This window comes from Leptolyngbya sp. PL-A3 (assembly GCF_039962325.1).
GTDB lineage: Bacteria > Cyanobacteriota > Cyanobacteriia > Elainellales > Elainellaceae > Vacuolonema.
Genome location: NZ_JAMPLB010000038.1, coordinates 1 through 17,361 on the forward strand (window position 1 = coordinate 1; position 17,361 = coordinate 17,361).

A 17,361-nucleotide genomic window follows, 5' to 3' on the forward strand; every position below is an offset into this window, starting at 1 on the left:
GGTGCTAATGGCGGTTTGGCCCCACTCTCATCCATCCCGAACTGAGGTGTGAAACAGACCAGCGGCGAAGATACTTTGGGGGTTGCCCCACGGGAAAATAGCTCAGTGCCAGGGTAATACTTAACCAAAAGCCTTCCTCAGATTGAGGAAGGCTTTAGTTATTGATGCAAAATTTGTCGGGGGGTACGCGGCATACAGGGGCTTCCCCAGCAGATGTATTGTGCTGGCATAGAACGAAAAACGCTGCTACGGGCACCAATGACAGCATTGGCGCCAATCTTTATATTAGGCGCAATGAAACAATCGGTAGCAATCCAAGCTCCATTGCCGATCATGATCGCCCCCAACTTTAAACCGAAAGCAGGGTCATGAATATCATGGCTTCCTGTACAAAGGTAGCTTTTTTGGGAGATGACGCAGTGCTCTCCCACTTCGATCGTGTCCAAGCTGTAGAAAACGACATCATCGCCAACCCAGCTGTAATTACCGATTGAGATCTTCCAAGGGTAAGTAAAGCGAGCTGTAGGACGAATGACGACGCCTTTGCCGATCTTTGCGCCAAAGAGTCGTAGTAAGAAGCATCGGGGGGCATGAAAGGAGTGAGGGGTTAGAGGAAAAAGTGTGCCTTGAAGGAGCCACCAAAGGAGAATGATCCAGCCAGGTCTGCCTTTATCAAATCCGTTCTGATGATAGTGGCGTAGATCAACTTGCGAGGGCAGATTAGGATCGGGTTCGCTGGAATCTGAGGTTGATTGAGAGGAAGGTAAATCCATGAAAGGTTTACTATCAAAACGATCTGTTTTGACTTAACGGAATTTCTGCAAGTTGTTCAGGAGTTTATCCATAAAAATTTGGAATTAGCCTACTCCGGGAGGGGATAGAGGTTCGGAGGGCTCTTTAGATGGAGTAATTGAGTTGGGCTCTTGGAGATAACTGTGAATGGTTACAAGATTTTCGGCTAGCTGGCTTAAGCGAAATTCCAGATAGTGTTTGCGACTAAGGAGTTGACGTAGCTTTTGGTGACGAGCGATCGCCAAACTAACCTGGGGAATCTGTTCAGATGGACAGGGTTGAGACTGAACGTGACCATCTGCATCGAGTGTGCAGAGACGGTAGATTGTGCGGGAGTGATCTGGGGAGGAGGGGAATGAACGATCCTCCATACTGTTAACGTATTGAGATATTTGAGAGATTTCAGCATGCTGCAGAAAGCCATGCTCGGTTTGGACTGGTGCGCCAAGTTGGGACTCTAGCCAACCGTCTATGATTGGGCCTTCTAGCTGAACATCTTGAATATTGAGGGTGAGCTGCTGAAGCTCTGCCTGCCAAGTGGTTAAGACTTTTTCGATCTCTTTGAGAATGCCAAGACTTAAGCCAGGTTGGAGTATTTGGCGAGGTTGTTTGGGCTGGATTGAATTGAGGTGAGGGAGGGTGAGAGGCGGGGAAGTCTCAGTGCCTGTAGAAAAAGGTCGTACAGTGACTGGATCTACTAAAGGTACAGAGATTAATGGAGATGGCTGCTGTACGGTTTGATCTTCGGATTGCTTATTTTGTGTGGGCTGTTCAGATGAGGATTGGCTGAGTTCAGAAAGGGTTGCTTGAATACGTTGCAGATTTGATTGGCTCATAGTTGTGCTCTTTGGCTATTTTCTCCATTGAGCTGAAATTTATCGCAAGGGTTAGCTTGTACGTACCTAGCACCCTGTTCGTTTTCGCCTTTTGCCATATTAAAAGCAAATGCTCCTAAATAAATTCATTTGCAAAACTATTTCATCTGCTTTGGACAAATGATGCTGGTAGAGACGTAGGGTACTTTTAAGGGATTGGATGAGGAAAAATGGGACAGCTAGTGTTCTAGACATCAGTTATGAGGAGAGACAGTTAAAGCTACCAAATCAGGCTCTTCACAGGGATATTGAATTCATGGTTTTACAAAAATGGGGTTGATATTGATTACGGGGCCTGCCCGTTCTGGCAAGAGTGAGTGGGCCGAGCAGTTAGCCGCACGATCGCAACACCAGGTTACCTACATTGCTACAGCTATGGTTGATGAATCCGATGATGAGTGGCGATTGCGCATCAACCAACATCGTCAACGTCGGCCTATAGAGTGGAAAACGCTGGAGGTATCCCTTGATTTGGCTTTTGTGATTGCTCAAGCTGGTGCTGAAGACTGTCTATTGGTTGACTCTTTAGGAACCTGGCTGGCGAATGCTATTGACCAATCAGAAGTAGAGTGGAATAGGGCTGAGCAGGAGTTTCTAGATGCATTGCACAAGACTGAAAGTGAGGTCATTTTAGTGGCTGAGGAGACCGGATGGGGGGTAGTGCCTGCCTATTCTTCAGGGCGGCGGTTTCGCGATCGCCTAGGTCGACTGACTCGAAAAATTGGGACGATTGCTGACTCAGTCTATTTAGTCACAGGAGGATATGCTTTGAACTTGAGCCAGTTGGGTACACCAATCGCTCAAATCCCATCTCCTGATTAAATTTCGCTCAACCTTAAGATTGACTTTGCTTTTGCAGCGCAGGATTTTAGAATTTGCTCGATAGGATAGAGTTAGGGAAAAAATATCCTGGCGTTACGCTCCCTATTGTTAATTGACGCAGGCCGGGTTTCAAGAAGTCGGATACTGACGAGTTTGAAAAATCCTATGGCAACTGCTGCAAAAGTTCGAGAATATTTAGCGTTTTGGTTTCAGTTAGGGAAGCCAATTTTGTTGCAAGGTGGGCGAGAGTCCATTTTGCCCAGTCCTGTTATTGAGGGTGGTCGATATAGCGCAGCTTTTGAAGATTGTTGGGTACGCATTCTCTCTTCCGAATCGGGAGATTGCTATCTACAGGGGACAGCACAGACTGTTACAGAGCTGTTATCTTCTAAATGGGAAGTTTATGGGTGTGCTCGGTGTAACATGCCGGTACCCATGATCGATCTGGGAACCCAGGTCAATAGTTGCCCTTGCGCGGATTTGGATAATTGGCCGAATTTGGATTTGCCTAGTCCGCGATCGCCGGTTAATACAGATGCTCAATTACAACGGATTCGCGATCGCTTAAGCATCACGAGACAGAAACTCTCATCTGGAGATGATTAGTGACGGTATATCTAGATTTTGCACCTATTTTCTAATGAACCTCCTGCATGAATTGATTTTGAGGACGTGAATTGTTGTACGGCGAAGCTGCGCAATGGTTCATGCAGAAGCCTATTATCCATATTGGTCGCTATTAGCGGCGGTAGCATGGATAGTAGAGGATCGATTTATTGAGCTGTAGAGTGAGAATATAACTACACAAAAGACAAGGCAGGGGTAAGGCTTTTTTCTTCTCTTCCTTTGTATTGCTATAACTATAAACAGCTCTGATTGGGTAACTATAAATTTTCTATATAAACTACGTTTAATATTTAGTATTGTACTCATTCTATATAACGGGTTTGTCACTGAATTCTATTGAGAGTAGTAGTGGATTATGCAGCATGCTTCATTATATGAATGTGAATTAATACCACTATATTAGTGAATCTAGATGATTCCTATAATGAATAGCGAACAAAGACAAACACAAGGCATATTAAAATCTAACGGTATTGGAAGGGCTCAACATTTTACCTAGGGCAATTTGAGATTTTCAAACTCATTCTATCTTTGGTTCAGAACAGAACTAAACGTCTTGTTGTGTTTGAAATTGCTCAGGTGTGTTCTTAGGAATTTGGGACTTTTGCTTCAAGTTGAGGGCGATCGCACAACCACACTTCTATAGTGTGTAGAGGATAAAGCTTGAGTAGGTATGTAGTAGGAACTTCTTCCCTATTACCTATTCAAATTTTTAGTGAGTCTTATAGATGATGTTTGCTTAGGGAATCTTTCACTTGTTTTATGACTGAAAGCTCTCTTGCACTGCTTCTAAGGTAACTTTTTTAAGTTGCTTTGAAGAAGGTTTTTCTATGGATAAAACTGTAGAAATTCAATGAGCATTTCAACATCTCCACTAGACCTCTGCGACTAGAACCTGCTTTAAATTTGTTTTTTCGTGTACCTCGTGCACGAAAAAACTTTCAGTAAGTACTAGAACACGCTCTAGTACTTCTAAATGTTGGTTGTTGGCACAAATCCTGCTTGATAAAAATTGTTCATTAATTACTAAAAAACTAGGAAAACTTTCCTAGAGGTTCCTTAACGGTTGCCAGTTTCTGTTTTTGTACTGTCATTGCGTGAGGATTGATTGTGAAGAAACCATTGCCTGTCTATGCGGCTCTTGGCTATTTTTGCTGCGTACTAACTGCCGTTTTAATGGGGGCGAGTTCTGTTAGGGCTCAGAATTTAGAGGAACCTGTTCAGGAGCCAGTGGGCAATTTTTTAGAGCTAGAGGATTTAACAGCAGCAAGTAACAATACGATTACGTCGGCTACAGATATTGTTACGCTAGAGCAAATTCGTGCACAGAGTCTGGAAGCTGGGGGTGAAGGAGATTTAACCTCCAGCCCGATGGCTCAGGTAACCTCAGTAACTCAGTTTTCAGATGTTCAACCCGGTGATTGGGCTTATGAGGCTCTATCTTTTCTGGCCAATTCGGAGGATCAAGGGGGGTTAGATTGCCTGGAGGGATATCCCGATGGCACTTATCGTGGGAACCGCGCACTAACCCGTTATGAGTTTGCGGCGGGCTTGGCAGCTTGTCTTGATGCCATTGGCAGTAGCGCCCTCGACCCAGAACAGCTTGCCCGTATTGAAGCCCTACAACGGGAATTCGCCTCAGAGTTAGCAGCTTTGCGAGGCCGAGTTGATGCATTAGAAGCCAGTGTCGCGGAGCTAGAAGAAAATCAATTTTCCACGACAACGACCTTAAATGGCCAGGTCATCATGGGGTTTGTAGGTGCAACTGGAGCTTACCCAGGCGCAGACGAAGACGATGCGACCCCAGCAATTTTGAGCAATACGAATGGCGAACCAGGAAGTGATGCCCAGTTTTCGTTGAACTATCGGGTACGACTGAATCTGGTTACCAGTTTTTCAGGGAATGACTTGCTCATTACAGGACTGCAAGCCTATAGCTTTCGGGGAGACCCTAATAGCATTCAAGGCACGTTAGGGTATTCGGATCCACAACCTGTAGAGCTGAATGCTAGTAATGTTCGGTTAGGGTATGAACCCCAATTTCCAGGCGTTGATCCGTCGGATCTATCGGCCCGTTCTGCGGATGACTTTTATCTTTATAAACTGCTGTATGTCTTTCCTGGGTTTGATAATGTCACCTTTTTTGTCGGATCCCATGCTGAGGTGACGGATGCGTTTCCAAATGTGAGCCCCTTTGCTAGTGAGACTCAGGGGGCTATTTCACGATTCGCACCTTACAATGCCGCAGTGCGCGTTTCTGGTGGTACTTCTGGAACAGGGTTGGCGTCTGCGGCGGGTTTCATTTGGGATATTTCAGACGACATCAATCTGACAGGGTTGTATGGCAGTGTAAATGCTTCTGTCTCGGAAAACCGGGGTCTGCTGGGAGGAACGCCGCTGGGTGCTGGAATTTTTAATGGGAGTTATGTGCTTGCTGCCCAACTGACAGTTCGGCCTTCGGATACTCTGAACATTGCACTTAACTATGCCAATAGCTATCACCAAATCAATATCTTGGGAACTGGGCTGAGCAGTTCTGATATTGGTTCAGTGTTATTTAATCCTTCAACAAATCAGCTTGATGCTGTTGGGGGAGACGCGGTATTGGCGATCGCCAATGAAGGTATCCGCCTCAATTCGTTAGGGGGAACGTTGAGTTGGGAATTTTTGCCTGACCTAACCCTGGTATTACAGGGAGCCTACATTTTTTCAGACCTAACGGGAGTGGATGCTTCTACGAACTTTATTAGTTGGATGGGAGGGTTGCACTTCCAGGATGTGTTTAGCGAAGGCAATACAGCTGGGATTCTGTTTGGGCAACCACTGAATCGGGATTCTGTTGGAGGCAATGCCTTTAATCCTGAAAATAATGATCCTTACCAGCTGGAAGGGTACTTCAGCTTCCGAGTGTCGGACAATATTACGATTACCCCTGGAGTGTTTGCAGTCTTTAATCCCGAAGGTTACAGCGGTAATGATACGGCTATTGTGGGGGTATTGCGAACAGCCTTAACTTTCTAGTCGGGTAGCTAAAATCTGCTTGGAGGCACATTGCCCTCCAAGCCTCCTCGTTGGGGGACAGTCTGCCGTCCCCTAGTTCTTCCTCGGCTATAGCGCTGTGCGGGTTGATTAAGTACGGTGGTGTGTGGCACTTCGTGTCCCACACCACCGTTGCTGTACTTAACGCACTTGCACATTGCTATAAAGAGTCTGGAAGGAAATGTGTTAGGCCGTCTTGCATCGATGAGGTATACAAAATAAAACCCCAATTCTTTTTGAGAAGGGTCGATGTAGTCGACCCTTCTCAGAAAATTGGAGTTTTATGAAATTCACGATTCGAAGAACAGTGGTGCATAACTCCTAAAGCTATATACCACTGTTCTTAAGTGACTTATGCCAATGGTTAGTTAACTAGATGGAAAAGCCTTCCGTGACGAAGTTGAACGACTGGATTGTCGGATAGACGAACGAGTTGCTCGTCGTGCGTGGTGATGATGACGGTAATGCCGATAGAATTGAGCTTTTTGAGAATTTTGACGACTTGGTGAGAGTTTTCGAAATCCAAATTGCCGGTAGGTTCATCGGCTAGGAGAATTGGAGGGGTGCCAACGATCGCCCGAGCAATGCTTACCCGCTGCTGTTCTCCCCCGGAGAGTTGATCGGGGAAGCATTCGGCCTTGTCGTGTAGCCCGACCATGCGGAGGGTGGGCAGGAGACGACGACGAATTTCTTTGCGAGTGTAGCCTTGAGCCCAGAGAACAAAGGCGACATTTTCGGAAACAGTGCGCCGGGGGATGAGTTTGTAATCCTGAAACACAACCCCGATGCGACGACGCAGGAGAGATAGGCGATCGCCCTTCAATGTAGACAAATCAGTTCCATTGACAATCACCTGGCCCTGGGTTGGCTTTTCGGCCCCATAGAGCAGTTTGAGTAACGTCGACTTGCCAGAACCCGATGGCCCTGTGATGAAGAGGAATTCGCCCTGCTTGATCTGAAGATTCAAGTTGATCAGGGCTTCGGAACCGTTGGGGTAGGTTTTGTGAACGTTTTGCAACCGCACCATGATGCTGTTGCTAGAACGGGGCTGAGAACCCACAGGCGATGCAGTCGGTGCATCCAGGGGGGACGGGAAGAAAGTTGAAGGGCGATCGCTAACGGAAGTCATACCTGATGTCGGGGAACTCGGGTTCTAAGGAGCGTCGAAGTCAATTCAGCAGGCTGCACCGGGGAAGTCATTCAAGCAGGCTTAGGTTTGCCTACCCTTTGAGCGGGTGGGCTTAAAGGTACCAATCAAAACGCTAACTTTATCCCGTTAATGATACTCAACTCCTGAAATTTGCCAACCAATCCGGAACAAAAGATTGTTAAGAACGTCAAGAACTTAACATCTATCTGCATTCCGGGCGGATTAGAACCTTGCAGTGGGGACGTGCACAAAACACCCACCAGTAAATTGATCAGCGGCCCAGGTGGATTAATGCTTTCCAGGCAAACTTGGGCAGAGCCAGCATTCGCCGCCATCGCCAAGGCTCTTGATAGAGGCGATAGACCCATTCCATGCCGTTGTTGCGCAGCCATTCGGGAGCGCGGGTTTTGCTTCCAGACCAGATGTCGAAGCTGCCACCTACTCCAATCCAGATGGCATTGGGACAGAGAGCGCGGTTTTCGAGAATCCATTTTTCCTGGCGGGGAACGCCCAGGCCAACCAGAATGATGCTGGGTTGAAGGGTGCTGAGTTTTTGTTTAAGGCTCTCTTGCTCCTCAGCGGATAGATAGCCGTGTTCTGCTCCGGCGATCGTCACGCTAGGAACACGCTCTTGCCAACGGCGGGCTGCTAACTCCGTTACACCGGGTGCGCCGCCGAAGAAGAACAAAGATGCTGGCCGTCCATCCGGAGTTTGTACTGCTGCGGATTGTTGAATCAGGGTTTCGGCTAGTTCAATGCCAGGGCATCGCTGAATGCGTTTGCGTCGCAACCAGAGGTAGAACACAACTCCAATGCCATCCGGAATGACCAGATCGGCCTGGCGGATGATAGCTGCCAGGGAGGGTTCCTGCTCCCCCTGCATCGCCATCTCAGCATTGAGGGTGACAACGTGGACTCCCTGCCCCTGTTGGGCTCGGTTGAGTAGCCAGGCGGGATAATCGGACAGGAGATGAATCGGCAGACCCAGCACTAAGGCTGTCTGCGGCGATTCAGATTCAAAGCGACTTTGCAGCAGTTCTGGCATGACGTGTCTGTCCTCTCCCACACCCAAATATTATCAAGGAAGTTCTAAAAGCTTGCGTTGGCGTCCACAGCTTCCGCACCTCTTTATAGCCATGCATTGTACTGAAGGATGGGTTTACGATTCCTTTAAATTCAATCCATGATGCTGATGGAGTTTCCGGTGCATTTGACGATAAGGTTCAGATGACGTACCTTTCAACCCCACCAGACTGTAGAGCATAACTTTGTTCTGACCCCGTCCCTTCATTTCGTGAGCGCCCACTGGCACGACCTCAACGGCATCCTGAACCTTTTCGTACAGGGATTCGGTGATCAGAATGTCGGTGATGAGTTTGCGGGTAAGCCCTTCCACACGGCTGGCAACGTTAACAGCATCCCCAATCAGCGCATACTCCCGGCGGCGGGCTGAACCGATGTCTCCGGCGATCGCCTCCCCAAAGTTGATACCTACCCCATTAAACAGGACGGCCTGCCCCCTAGCGGCCCACTCATCCTGCAACGCCAATAGTGCTTTGCGCATGGCCAATGCCGCGTGGATCGCATTTAAGGCATCGGCCTCTTCACCCTGGGAAATGGGAGAGCCAAACTCGGCCATGATGGCATCTCCAATGAATTTATCGACGGTGCCCCCTGCTTCAAGAATGACTTCCACCATGGCGTTGAGGTAGGTGTTGAGCTGCTCAACCAACTGCTCCGGCTCCGTTTCCAGAGAAAAGTTCGTAAATCCACGAATGTCGCAAAACAATACAGCGGCTCGAACTCGCCGTCCCTTCAGTAGCGATTGGAAGTCATCAGAGTTTGTCAAGATTTCGCGGACGATGGGAGCTGCAACGTAGCGTTCTAAAGTATGGCGCAGGCGGCGTTTTTCGAGTTGATCGGCAATACTGCCCGTTGTGAGATTGGAAAGGCCGCTGAGGAGCAGAATGGTGAACGGCACGGCAACGGGCAAAATGGTGTAGCCATACATCAAGCTGAAGTAACTAATGCCTCCCCAGGCGATCGCCACTCCCAAAAATCCTAAAAACAGTGGCACTGGGCGTTTGAAGCGATAGATCAGGAAGGTGGCGATCGCCATGGTTCCTAACCCAACCGCCCCAGCTCGTCCAAGTGGATTGGGCAGAGCGTCCTGTATGACCCGGTTCTCCATGAGGGTTGCCAGAGTATTCGCGTGCAGTTCAATTCCCGGCATCCGTTCGGAAAAGGGTGTCGCGACAAAATCTTGAAATGACTCAGCAACAGGCCCGATGAGCACTACTTTTCCGGCAAAGGTTTGCTGTTGCTGGTGGTAAGCCCAATTTTCGGGGGACAGCAAATGCCAGAAGGGAATGCGAGGAAACGTTGTGGGGCGACCATAGAAATAGATATGGCCTGTTGTTTTTTCCGGGCTGGAAAACTGAGCGGCTTTCAGAGCCGCCAGGGCAAACGAGTGAGTGTCTTGAGCCAGGCCGAGTGGCTGTAAGACTTGTTGAATAAAGTTTTCAGGAAGCTGGGAAACGCTCTGATCCGGTTCAGGCAGAAAGTTAATCAGGTGATAGGGCGGCTCTGCTTGAAATTGGGGATTGGGGACAACTAATTGCCCCATTTCGCCAGAATCTGGGTTGCCGAAGGTTTCGTATTGGCTAGCCAGGACGACGCGATCGCCATACTTAACCAGCACTCGGCCCAACTCCGCATCCCCGGCGGGGTCATCCTGCCGGGGATCCACAAAAATGACGTCGACGGCTACGGCTTTTGCCCCGGCTTGCATCAAACGTTCGATCACACGGGCATAGGCGCTGCGTTTCCAGGGGTAGGTCTGGAGGGGTTCAAAGTCCGGATTGCTTTGCGGATCTGCCAGGTAATCTTTACCCCGATCAAGAGAGCTTTGATCCATTTCCAGAATCACAACGTTCTCGGGGGGTGGGGTAGTGCCTCGCAGACGGAAGAAAAGGGTTTGGGCCCGGTGTTCCATCCACTGAACTGTGCCGAGATTTACGGTGGTGGCGATCGCACCCAAGGTTGCCCAGGTTATGACCAATCCATATCCCAGGCTGCTAAGAGCGATGGGCGATCGCAATGGCTGAAGTTTGGGGGCTCGGGGGGCAGTTTGTAATGGCTTCATTCAGCGTAGTGAGAGGTGGTTCTACTTAAAAGGGTGATGGTGCGCGCAGCTTTGCACGCGCCATCACTCTTTTGAGTATCTTGATTTGGGCGCGCTTTAAAACTCGCTGAAAGGGTCGTTTTTCCAGGCGCGAAGCGCACGGAAAAACGACCTTGAAAACAGGATCTAGAAGGGGAAGCCAGGGATAGATGGAGTCGATGGAATAGATGGACCGGGAATGGGGAGACCAGAGCTATCCAGGGGGAATGGAATATTGGGGTAGAGTTGCTGGAAGCTTGATTGGATGCGGCTCAAACCTGGCAACAATTGCAGAAAGCCGTCGAACAGTTCTCCCAGCAAAATATCTTGGAACTCATCGGCGGTAATTTGTTCAATGTCGCTCAGGCGATCGCCCTCCTGGGTCGAAACCTTCTCGCCTGCTTTTAATACAACGCTCTCAGGTTCATCAGAAGTCGCCTCGGGAGCTGTGCTATCGGGGCTTGTCACGATTCCGCCACTCTCGTTTTTGGTAACGGTTACTTCCCCCTCAAGAACTTTGACCTGTTCCCGACCATCGTCATCGACTTCCATCAGGTAAGTCGTGCCTCGCACCCCAGCGGTGACAGAACCCGTGCATCCGTTAACAGCGCCATTCACCAGCAACACGCCGCGCTGAAGCTGGGCACACTGCCCGACTGTGAGGGACGAATTGCTAGAAAGGCGGGCGACAGCTCCCGTATTAAAGTTCACCTGAGCGCGGGCACTACCTGTGCGAACGTTTTGCCCACGATTAGCTGTATCACCGACACGGGCCTGGTTGTTTTGAATAAAGACTTCAGAACCGTCTAACACTTCAGCAATAGTGCCAGCGGATACGGTTTGGGCCGTTCCAGGGGAGTTCCAACTACCGATGCCAAGTACGATCGCAAAACCGAATACAAGACCAATCAGCCACGGGCGCAACGGGCGAAGCGTTAGCCTCGCCATAAAAAATTGGATCATAGGGGCATCTCACAAATTAACGGACGTCATTCACGTCTTCGAATCACCTGTCCTGTGTTCCGTGCAGCGTTTTAAACTGCGGATGCACCCATTTCCCAGTTTATTTTCCCCATCAGGCTGCCTGCATACTTGTAAGTTTGCGTAACAATAGAGTTGGGTCATGCTAAATTGCGAGGATTTTTGAGCATAAAAACTTCTCTATATTCAAAAATTCTTACAACTCAGCAGAACCAGGATTTATTTGTGTAAACCCACCCCGTGAGAACGCTATGGTTCAGTCTGTGCAGCAATCCTTCACTGATGTTATCCAGCGTCAGCGTCGCTTCTTCGAAACGGGAACTACACGACCTCTAACGTTCCGGCTAGAGCAGCTACAGCGGTTGCGACAGGCCATACTGGATGGGCGCGATCGCATCATTACTGCCCTTGCGTCCGATCTGGGCCGGCCTGAATTCGAAGCCTACGCCTTTGAAGTTGGAGTGCTGAAGGAACTGGATTATGCGCTCAAGAATTTAGCCAAATGGGCCAAACCCCAACGAGTGCCCATCCCCCTGGAACAGCGACCTGGCAAGGCACAGATTGTGTCAGAACCCCTGGGTGTTGTGCTAATTATGGGACCGTGGAACTATCCAATACAGCTGGTGTTGGGGCCATTGGTCGCTGCGATCGCTGCCGGAAACTGTGCTGTCCTCAAACCTTCGGAGCTGGCTCCAGCAAGTTCTCGCTTTGTGGCTGAACTGGTGAAGGAAACCTTTGAGCCTGATTTTGTCACCGTGGTGGAAGGCGGCGTAGAGGTGGCACAATCCCTGCTGGAGGAACGGTTTGACCATATCTTCTTCACCGGGGGGACGGCCATTGGCAAGGTAGTGATGGCGGCGGCGGCGAAGCATCTCACCCCTGTAACCCTGGAATTGGGTGGAAAAACTCCCTGCATCGTAGACGCCGATGTCGATTTGCCCACAACAGCCCGACGGATTCTCTGGGGTAAGTTCATCAATGCGGGGCAAACGTGTATCGCTCCCGATTATTTATTGGTAGATCGCAAGCTCAAACCTGCCTTGCTGGAGCAGTTACAAACGACACTGCAGCAGGCGTATGGTGAAGACCCGAGCCAGAGCGCAGACTTTGGGCGGATTGTGAGCGATCGCCACTTCGCCCGTGTCAGCTCATTGCTCAACTCTGGCACTATCGTCGCCGGAGGTATAACGGATGCCAGCCAGCGCTATATTGCCCCTACCATCCTGGACAATGTTGCGCCTGATTCTCCAGTCATGCAGGACGAAATTTTTGGTCCGATTCTGCCAGTGCTGGAATATGACGATTTGGGGGAGGCCATTGCCTTCATCAACCAACGCCCCAAACCCCTGGCTCTCTATGTTTTCTCTCGCCAGGCAGCCGTACAACAACGGGTCATTCAACAAACCTCATCCGGTGGAGTCTGTATCAACGACACCATCATGCATATTGGCGTGTCGGAGCTGCCTTTCGGCGGCGTAGGAGACAGCGGCATGGGTCGCTATCACGGAAAAGCCGGGTTCGATACCTTTTCCCACGCTAAAAGTATTCTGACTAAACCCTTCTGGCTGGATTTAGATTGGCGTTATCCACCCTATGCCAACAAGATGGGGTTGCTGAAGCGGGTGATTGGTGGCTGAAAGATTGATATCAAGTTCGGTTGAATAACGTCACTCATCACTGTTGCTGCCCCAACAGCTCCCGGCATTGTTGAATTGTTAGTGCACTAGGTTGGTCCAGGGTGCCGACCCAGGCCCCCAAAAAAACGAGTAACAAAATGGCCAGCACAATGGGGGTGGGGTCTCCCCAACCGTTAGGGTTACCGGGTGGATCAATTTTGGGCATAGGCTCGCTCTCGTTGCGGGTAGACAGTGGTACTCGCTCCGGCATGGCACGGAAGCTTTTAATCGCTTCCATTACAACATGGTTACTCGCAAGTCGGGTAAAACCCTCTCAAAAAGAGATGGCACAGGGTTAGCGCACTATCTCTTTTCGGGTCAACGACGGTAAACCTGGAGTGCCTCATTATAAAGTTGCTCGTTGGTCTTAGCCGATTTGAACAAATCCACAAGGGGCCTTGGATAGTCAACGCCAACCCGGACACCAAAGCGCTGTTGCTCAACGGGCTGAAGCTTCCATGGCTCATGAATTTTGGCCGCTGGAACTCCTGCTAACTCGGGGAGCCAGTGTTTCACATACGCGCCCTGGGGGTCGTAGTCTTTTGACTGTTTCAGAATGTTGAAGAAGCGAAATCCTCGGGCATCGTTGCCAACTCCAGCCGTATAGTTCCAGTTGCCATAGTTGCTGCACACGTCGTGGTCGATCAGCTGAGATTCAAACCATTCAGCTCCCATACGCCAATCGATACCGAGATTTTTAGTGAGGAAGCTGGCGACATTCTGCCGCCCCCGGTTAGACATGAAGCCGGTGGTTGCTAGTTCTCGCATGTTCGCATCCACTAACGGGAACCCCGTCATACCCTGCTGCCATTGCTCAAACCGTGGCCAGTCTTGCTTCCAGGGGATGGGAATACCCTGTAACCCGGCGGGTTGAAACACCTTGGTGCCGTGCTTGGCACAGATAAAACGAAAGTAGTCTCGCCAGAGCAACTCGAAGATGAGCCAGTAAGTGGAATCATTTTTGATCCGCTCGGCTTCATACTGCTGCACTTGCTCGTAGATCAGACGGGGAGACAGGCACCCCAAAGCTAACCAGGGGGAGAACTTAGAGGAGTAATCGGCCCCCAGCAGGCCGTTGCGAGTTTCTTTGTAGAGATGGAGGCGATCGCCCTCCCATATATATTGATGTAATCGCGCCATCCCCGCTGTTTCCCCGCCCCGGAAGGGTAGAACCCCTCGCTCATCTGGTGTGACAGGTTTCAAACCCAAGTCAGCCAGGGTGGGCAGTTCTCCAGGTTCAATATGAGGAAGCGGGGGAAGGGTTTGGGGCGATCGCCATGGCGACCTCACGGCCGACCGCTGCTCCACCTGTTTGCGAAAGGTGGTAAACAACTCTGGCAGTTGTGCCATGGCAAAGGGGAGATCCTCAGGATGGTAAAGGGTATGGCCCCACACCAGATCCAACCGCACATTTTGAGCGGCTAAAGCTTTTTGCAATGCCCGTTCCACGTGAAGCTCTTCGGATGTTGCTTCAGCTTGGGCATAGACTGTATCGATACTCAGCTTTTCTGCTAATCGCGGAATCTCGATTTCGGGCTTCCCGTAACGAAGAATTAAATCACTCCCTAAACGACGCAAAGTTTGGCGTAAATCAGTCAAACTTTCTAGTAGGAATTGAGCACGAAACGAACCCGTTTTAGGAAAACCGAAGGATGTGGTGTGGAAGTGCCGTGGATCGAGACAGTAAACCGGGAGGATGGGAGTTTGAGAGGCGATCGCCCGCCTTAAGGGCTCGTGATCGTGAACCCGCAGGTCGTTACGAAACCAAATTATCTGGGTCATCCGCGTGGTATTCGATGGGTGAATTTGCCAGGAGCCCAACCCCACGAAACATCCTCGCTGTAAATAGAGGATGATAAGACATTAGTACTGCCTTTGCTGCCCCAGGGCAGGTTGTTATGCTAACGCTCCTTACTATTACATTAGCCGTCATTTGTGGCTCCGCGATCTGCTCCTGCACCGAAACGGCGCTGCTGTCCGTCTCGATGATCAAAGTCCGTCAATGGGCTCAGGGAAATCGGCGGTCGGCAAAAGCACTTCTAGCTATCCGGGAGAAGATCAACCGTCCCATTGCTACTCTGGTTATCTTCAATAACCTATTTAATATCCTGGGCAGTATTGTGATTGGTTCTCTGGCCTCTTCCGTGCTGGAAAGTGCTCTCCTGGGGGTGTTCTCGGGCATATTGACCTTTCTTATTATTATTTTTGGAGAAATTTTACCCAAAACCTTTGGCGAACGGTTTGCAGAACCGATCTCCCTGGCGACTGCGATTCCATTGGCCGGGCTCACATTTGTTATTACGCCACTCATTTGGATGTTGGAGAAGGTGACTGCTCCCCTAGTGGGCGATCGCCCCCTCACAACGACCAATGAAGCTGAAATTCAATTTTTGACAACGGTTGGTCGTCAGGAAGGGGTGATTGGTAATGATGAGGCAGAAATGATTCATCGAGTTTTTTCCCTGAATGACACCACGGCGGTGAAACTGATGACTCCTCGCGTGGCGCTGACTTTTATTCAGGGAGATTCTACGCTGAGTGACGTTCAGCAGCAGCTCGTGGATTCGCAGCACAACCGATTGATTGTAATTGACGAAACGATTGATCATGTTCTGGGGGTCGCATTACGGAACGAGTTGCTGGCCGCCATTGTGGCAGGGCAGGGCGATCGCCTGGTGGCAACTCTGGCCCGTCCGGCCTGGTTTATCCCCGATACCTTACGGGCGGATAAGTTGTTGCGTCTATTTCAGGCGAAGCGTGAACACCTGGCTGTTGTGGTGAATGAATACGGCGTGGTGATGGGTGTGGTGACTCTAGAGGATGTTCTGGAAGTCATCACCGGCGAAATTGTGGATGAGACCGATGATGTGACAGATATGCAGGCGTTTGCTCGACGGCGGCGCGATCGCCTCTTGAAGTCCTATCGAATCTAGAATCACAAATAACAACATGCTCGCCATTTTTTTGAAGCCCTTGATTTTGCGTGCGTGTCGCGCATGCAGAATCAAGGGCTTTAGAAAAATAGGGTAAGCCCTGAGCAGAGTCTTGACCTGGGGCGATCGCTATACCAACCATTGAGAACCGCTATAGCCAGGTTCAAAAGGTCTCATAGGTCAAATTCAAAAATTCTCCAAATCCCTGGTAGGCACCGTGATACAGTCCTTAACAGAGGTATGAAGTTTGCTAATTAAATTTGGACGCTAGTAAAGAAAGAGATCAAAACTCTTGATAGAAAGTGTCCGGGCAACTTTATCCGAGATGATATATAGTGCAGCGGGCGAAACAGGATACATTTCCAGCGTCAACCCCAGAGACACCGGTTTCTGAGTTGGTGTGGGCTGCTCCTTCTAAACCCCCTGTCTGGAAGGGACGTACCAATGAAAGAACTGATTAAAGGGTTACGGCGATTTAAGTCGGAATACTTCTGTCGCAACCAGCAATTGTTTGAGAAACTGGCCCATGGGCAGCAACCCCGCGTGCTGTTCATCACCTGTTCAGACTCACGGGTTGACCCCGAACTACTCACGAGCGCGGCTCCAGGCGAAATTTTTGTGATCCGCAATGCTGGAAATATTGTGCCACCCTATGGTGCGACCAACGGCGGGGAAGGGGCCACAATCGAATATGCCGTACAGGTTTTAGGTATTGATCAAATCGTGGTATGCGGCCACTCCCACTGTGGGGCCATGAAGGGCTTGCTCAAGTTGGAGACCCTGCGCGAAGAACTACCCCTAGTCTACGAGTGGCTCAAACATGCAGAAGGCACTCGGCGCTTATTGCAGGAGCACTATGGCGATCGCACGGGAGAAGATTTGCTGGATACAGCGATCGCCGAAAACGTGCTCACTCAAATCGAAAATCTTCGCACCTATCCCGTCATTCGTGCTGGGCTATTTAATGGTGACCTAAAAATTTACGCCTGGATTTATGACATTGACACTGGGGAGGTGGTGGCCTATGACCCCGAAACCCATGCCTATGTTCCTCCTCAAAGTCTTCTGTCCCCCGAAGAACTGGATGCAGAGCTTTTAACACCCGCGATTGAAGGCTGTGCCCTGCCGACATCTTCTAATGGGTTCTCCTCGCAACCGACAACCGCATCGACACGCGAAATGGTTCCGGCCAATCAGCGTTTCCCCTTTGTTTATATGTCTCCAGAACAGGCGGACCGCATTTATCGAGGCTCAAAAGCATCACGTTAGCCTCAAGTTCGTTTGGTTTCTTCCGCGATAGGGG

At 49.9% G+C, this 17,361-nt stretch carries 14 protein-coding genes; 6 read left to right on the forward strand and 8 right to left on the reverse strand.

Annotated features, from left to right (window positions below; all coding sequences use genetic code 11):
• Positions 1–158 precede the first annotated feature (158 nt).
• Together hpsU and NDI52_RS23175 are read right to left on the reverse strand one after the other, a co-directional pair.
• Positions 159–773 carry a hormogonium polysaccharide biosynthesis acetyltransferase HpsU gene (hpsU, locus tag NDI52_RS23170; RefSeq protein ID WP_190772821.1) on the reverse strand — a complete coding sequence of 205 codons (615 nt, stop codon included), beginning with the start codon at positions 771–773 and terminating at the stop codon, positions 159–161.
• A gap of 84 nt (positions 774–857) precedes the next feature.
• Positions 858–1,628 carry a hypothetical protein gene (locus NDI52_RS23175; RefSeq protein WP_190772822.1) on the reverse strand — a complete coding sequence of 257 codons (771 nt, stop codon included), beginning with the start codon at positions 1,626–1,628 and terminating at the stop codon, positions 858–860.
• A gap of 309 nt (positions 1,629–1,937) precedes the next feature.
• On the opposite strand from NDI52_RS23175, the gene cobU reads away from it, so the two are divergent.
• The 3 genes from cobU to NDI52_RS23190 all read left to right on the forward strand — a co-directional run bounded on the left by cobU (position 1,938) and on the right by NDI52_RS23190 (position 6,137).
• Complete coding sequence (cobU, locus tag NDI52_RS23180; RefSeq protein ID WP_190772823.1) at positions 1,938–2,489, forward strand: bifunctional adenosylcobinamide kinase/adenosylcobinamide-phosphate guanylyltransferase; 552 nt, start codon at positions 1,938–1,940, stop codon at positions 2,487–2,489.
• Between the two features lie 165 nt (positions 2,490–2,654).
• The gene (locus NDI52_RS23185; RefSeq protein WP_190772824.1) at positions 2,655–3,095 is read left to right on the forward strand and encodes a hypothetical protein; all 441 of its coding nucleotides are present in this window, start codon (positions 2,655–2,657) and stop codon (positions 3,093–3,095) included.
• Between the two features lie 1,131 nt (positions 3,096–4,226).
• A complete protein-coding gene (locus tag NDI52_RS23190; protein ID WP_347280008.1) occupies positions 4,227–6,137 on the forward strand; it encodes an iron uptake porin in 1,911 nt (636 codons plus the stop codon).
• Between the two features lie 382 nt (positions 6,138–6,519).
• Here the strand turns inward: NDI52_RS23190 and ftsE are convergent, their stop codons facing one another.
• The 4 genes from ftsE to NDI52_RS23210 all read right to left on the reverse strand — a co-directional run bounded on the left by ftsE (position 6,520) and on the right by NDI52_RS23210 (position 11,431).
• Complete coding sequence (gene ftsE, locus NDI52_RS23195; protein ID WP_190772825.1) at positions 6,520–7,284, reverse strand: cell division ATP-binding protein FtsE; 765 nt, start codon at positions 7,282–7,284, stop codon at positions 6,520–6,522.
• A 292-nt stretch (positions 7,285–7,576) separates the two neighbouring features.
• Entirely contained in the window at positions 7,577–8,350 is a 774-nt protein-coding gene (locus NDI52_RS23200; RefSeq protein WP_190772826.1) for a WecB/TagA/CpsF family glycosyltransferase, read from the reverse strand.
• A gap of 114 nt (positions 8,351–8,464) precedes the next feature.
• On the reverse strand, positions 8,465–10,450 hold the full coding sequence (locus tag NDI52_RS23205) for an adenylate/guanylate cyclase domain-containing protein (protein WP_190772827.1): 1,986 nt from the start codon (positions 10,448–10,450) through the stop codon (positions 8,465–8,467).
• A 165-nt stretch (positions 10,451–10,615) separates the two neighbouring features.
• The gene (locus tag NDI52_RS23210) at positions 10,616–11,431 is read right to left on the reverse strand and encodes a FecR domain-containing protein (protein ID WP_190772828.1); all 816 of its coding nucleotides are present in this window, start codon (positions 11,429–11,431) and stop codon (positions 10,616–10,618) included.
• A 269-nt stretch (positions 11,432–11,700) separates the two neighbouring features.
• On the opposite strand from NDI52_RS23210, the gene NDI52_RS23215 reads away from it, so the two are divergent.
• On the forward strand, positions 11,701–13,086 hold the full coding sequence (locus NDI52_RS23215; protein WP_190772829.1) for an aldehyde dehydrogenase: 1,386 nt from the start codon (positions 11,701–11,703) through the stop codon (positions 13,084–13,086).
• A 37-nt stretch (positions 13,087–13,123) separates the two neighbouring features.
• On the opposite strand, the gene NDI52_RS23220 is transcribed toward NDI52_RS23215, so the two are convergent.
• Both NDI52_RS23220 and NDI52_RS23225 read right to left on the reverse strand, forming a co-directional pair.
• The gene (locus tag NDI52_RS23220) at positions 13,124–13,363 is read right to left on the reverse strand and encodes a hypothetical protein (RefSeq protein ID WP_190772830.1); all 240 of its coding nucleotides are present in this window, start codon (positions 13,361–13,363) and stop codon (positions 13,124–13,126) included.
• Positions 13,364–13,443: 80 nt separating this feature from the next.
• Positions 13,444–14,907 (reverse strand): DASH family cryptochrome, encoded by a 1,464-nt coding sequence (locus NDI52_RS23225; protein WP_190772831.1) that lies wholly within the window; start codon positions 14,905–14,907, stop codon positions 13,444–13,446.
• A gap of 116 nt (positions 14,908–15,023) precedes the next feature.
• Here NDI52_RS23225 and NDI52_RS23230 point away from each other — a divergent pair, with 116 nt between their 5' ends.
• A complete protein-coding gene (locus tag NDI52_RS23230) occupies positions 15,024–16,058 on the forward strand; it encodes a hemolysin family protein (RefSeq protein WP_190772832.1) in 1,035 nt (344 codons plus the stop codon).
• Positions 16,059–16,502: 444 nt separating this feature from the next.
• Positions 16,503–17,327: a carbonic anhydrase gene (locus NDI52_RS23235; protein WP_190772833.1), complete on the forward strand. Its 825-nt coding sequence runs from the start codon at positions 16,503–16,505 to the stop codon at positions 17,325–17,327.
• Positions 17,328–17,361: the final 34 nt, after the last annotated feature.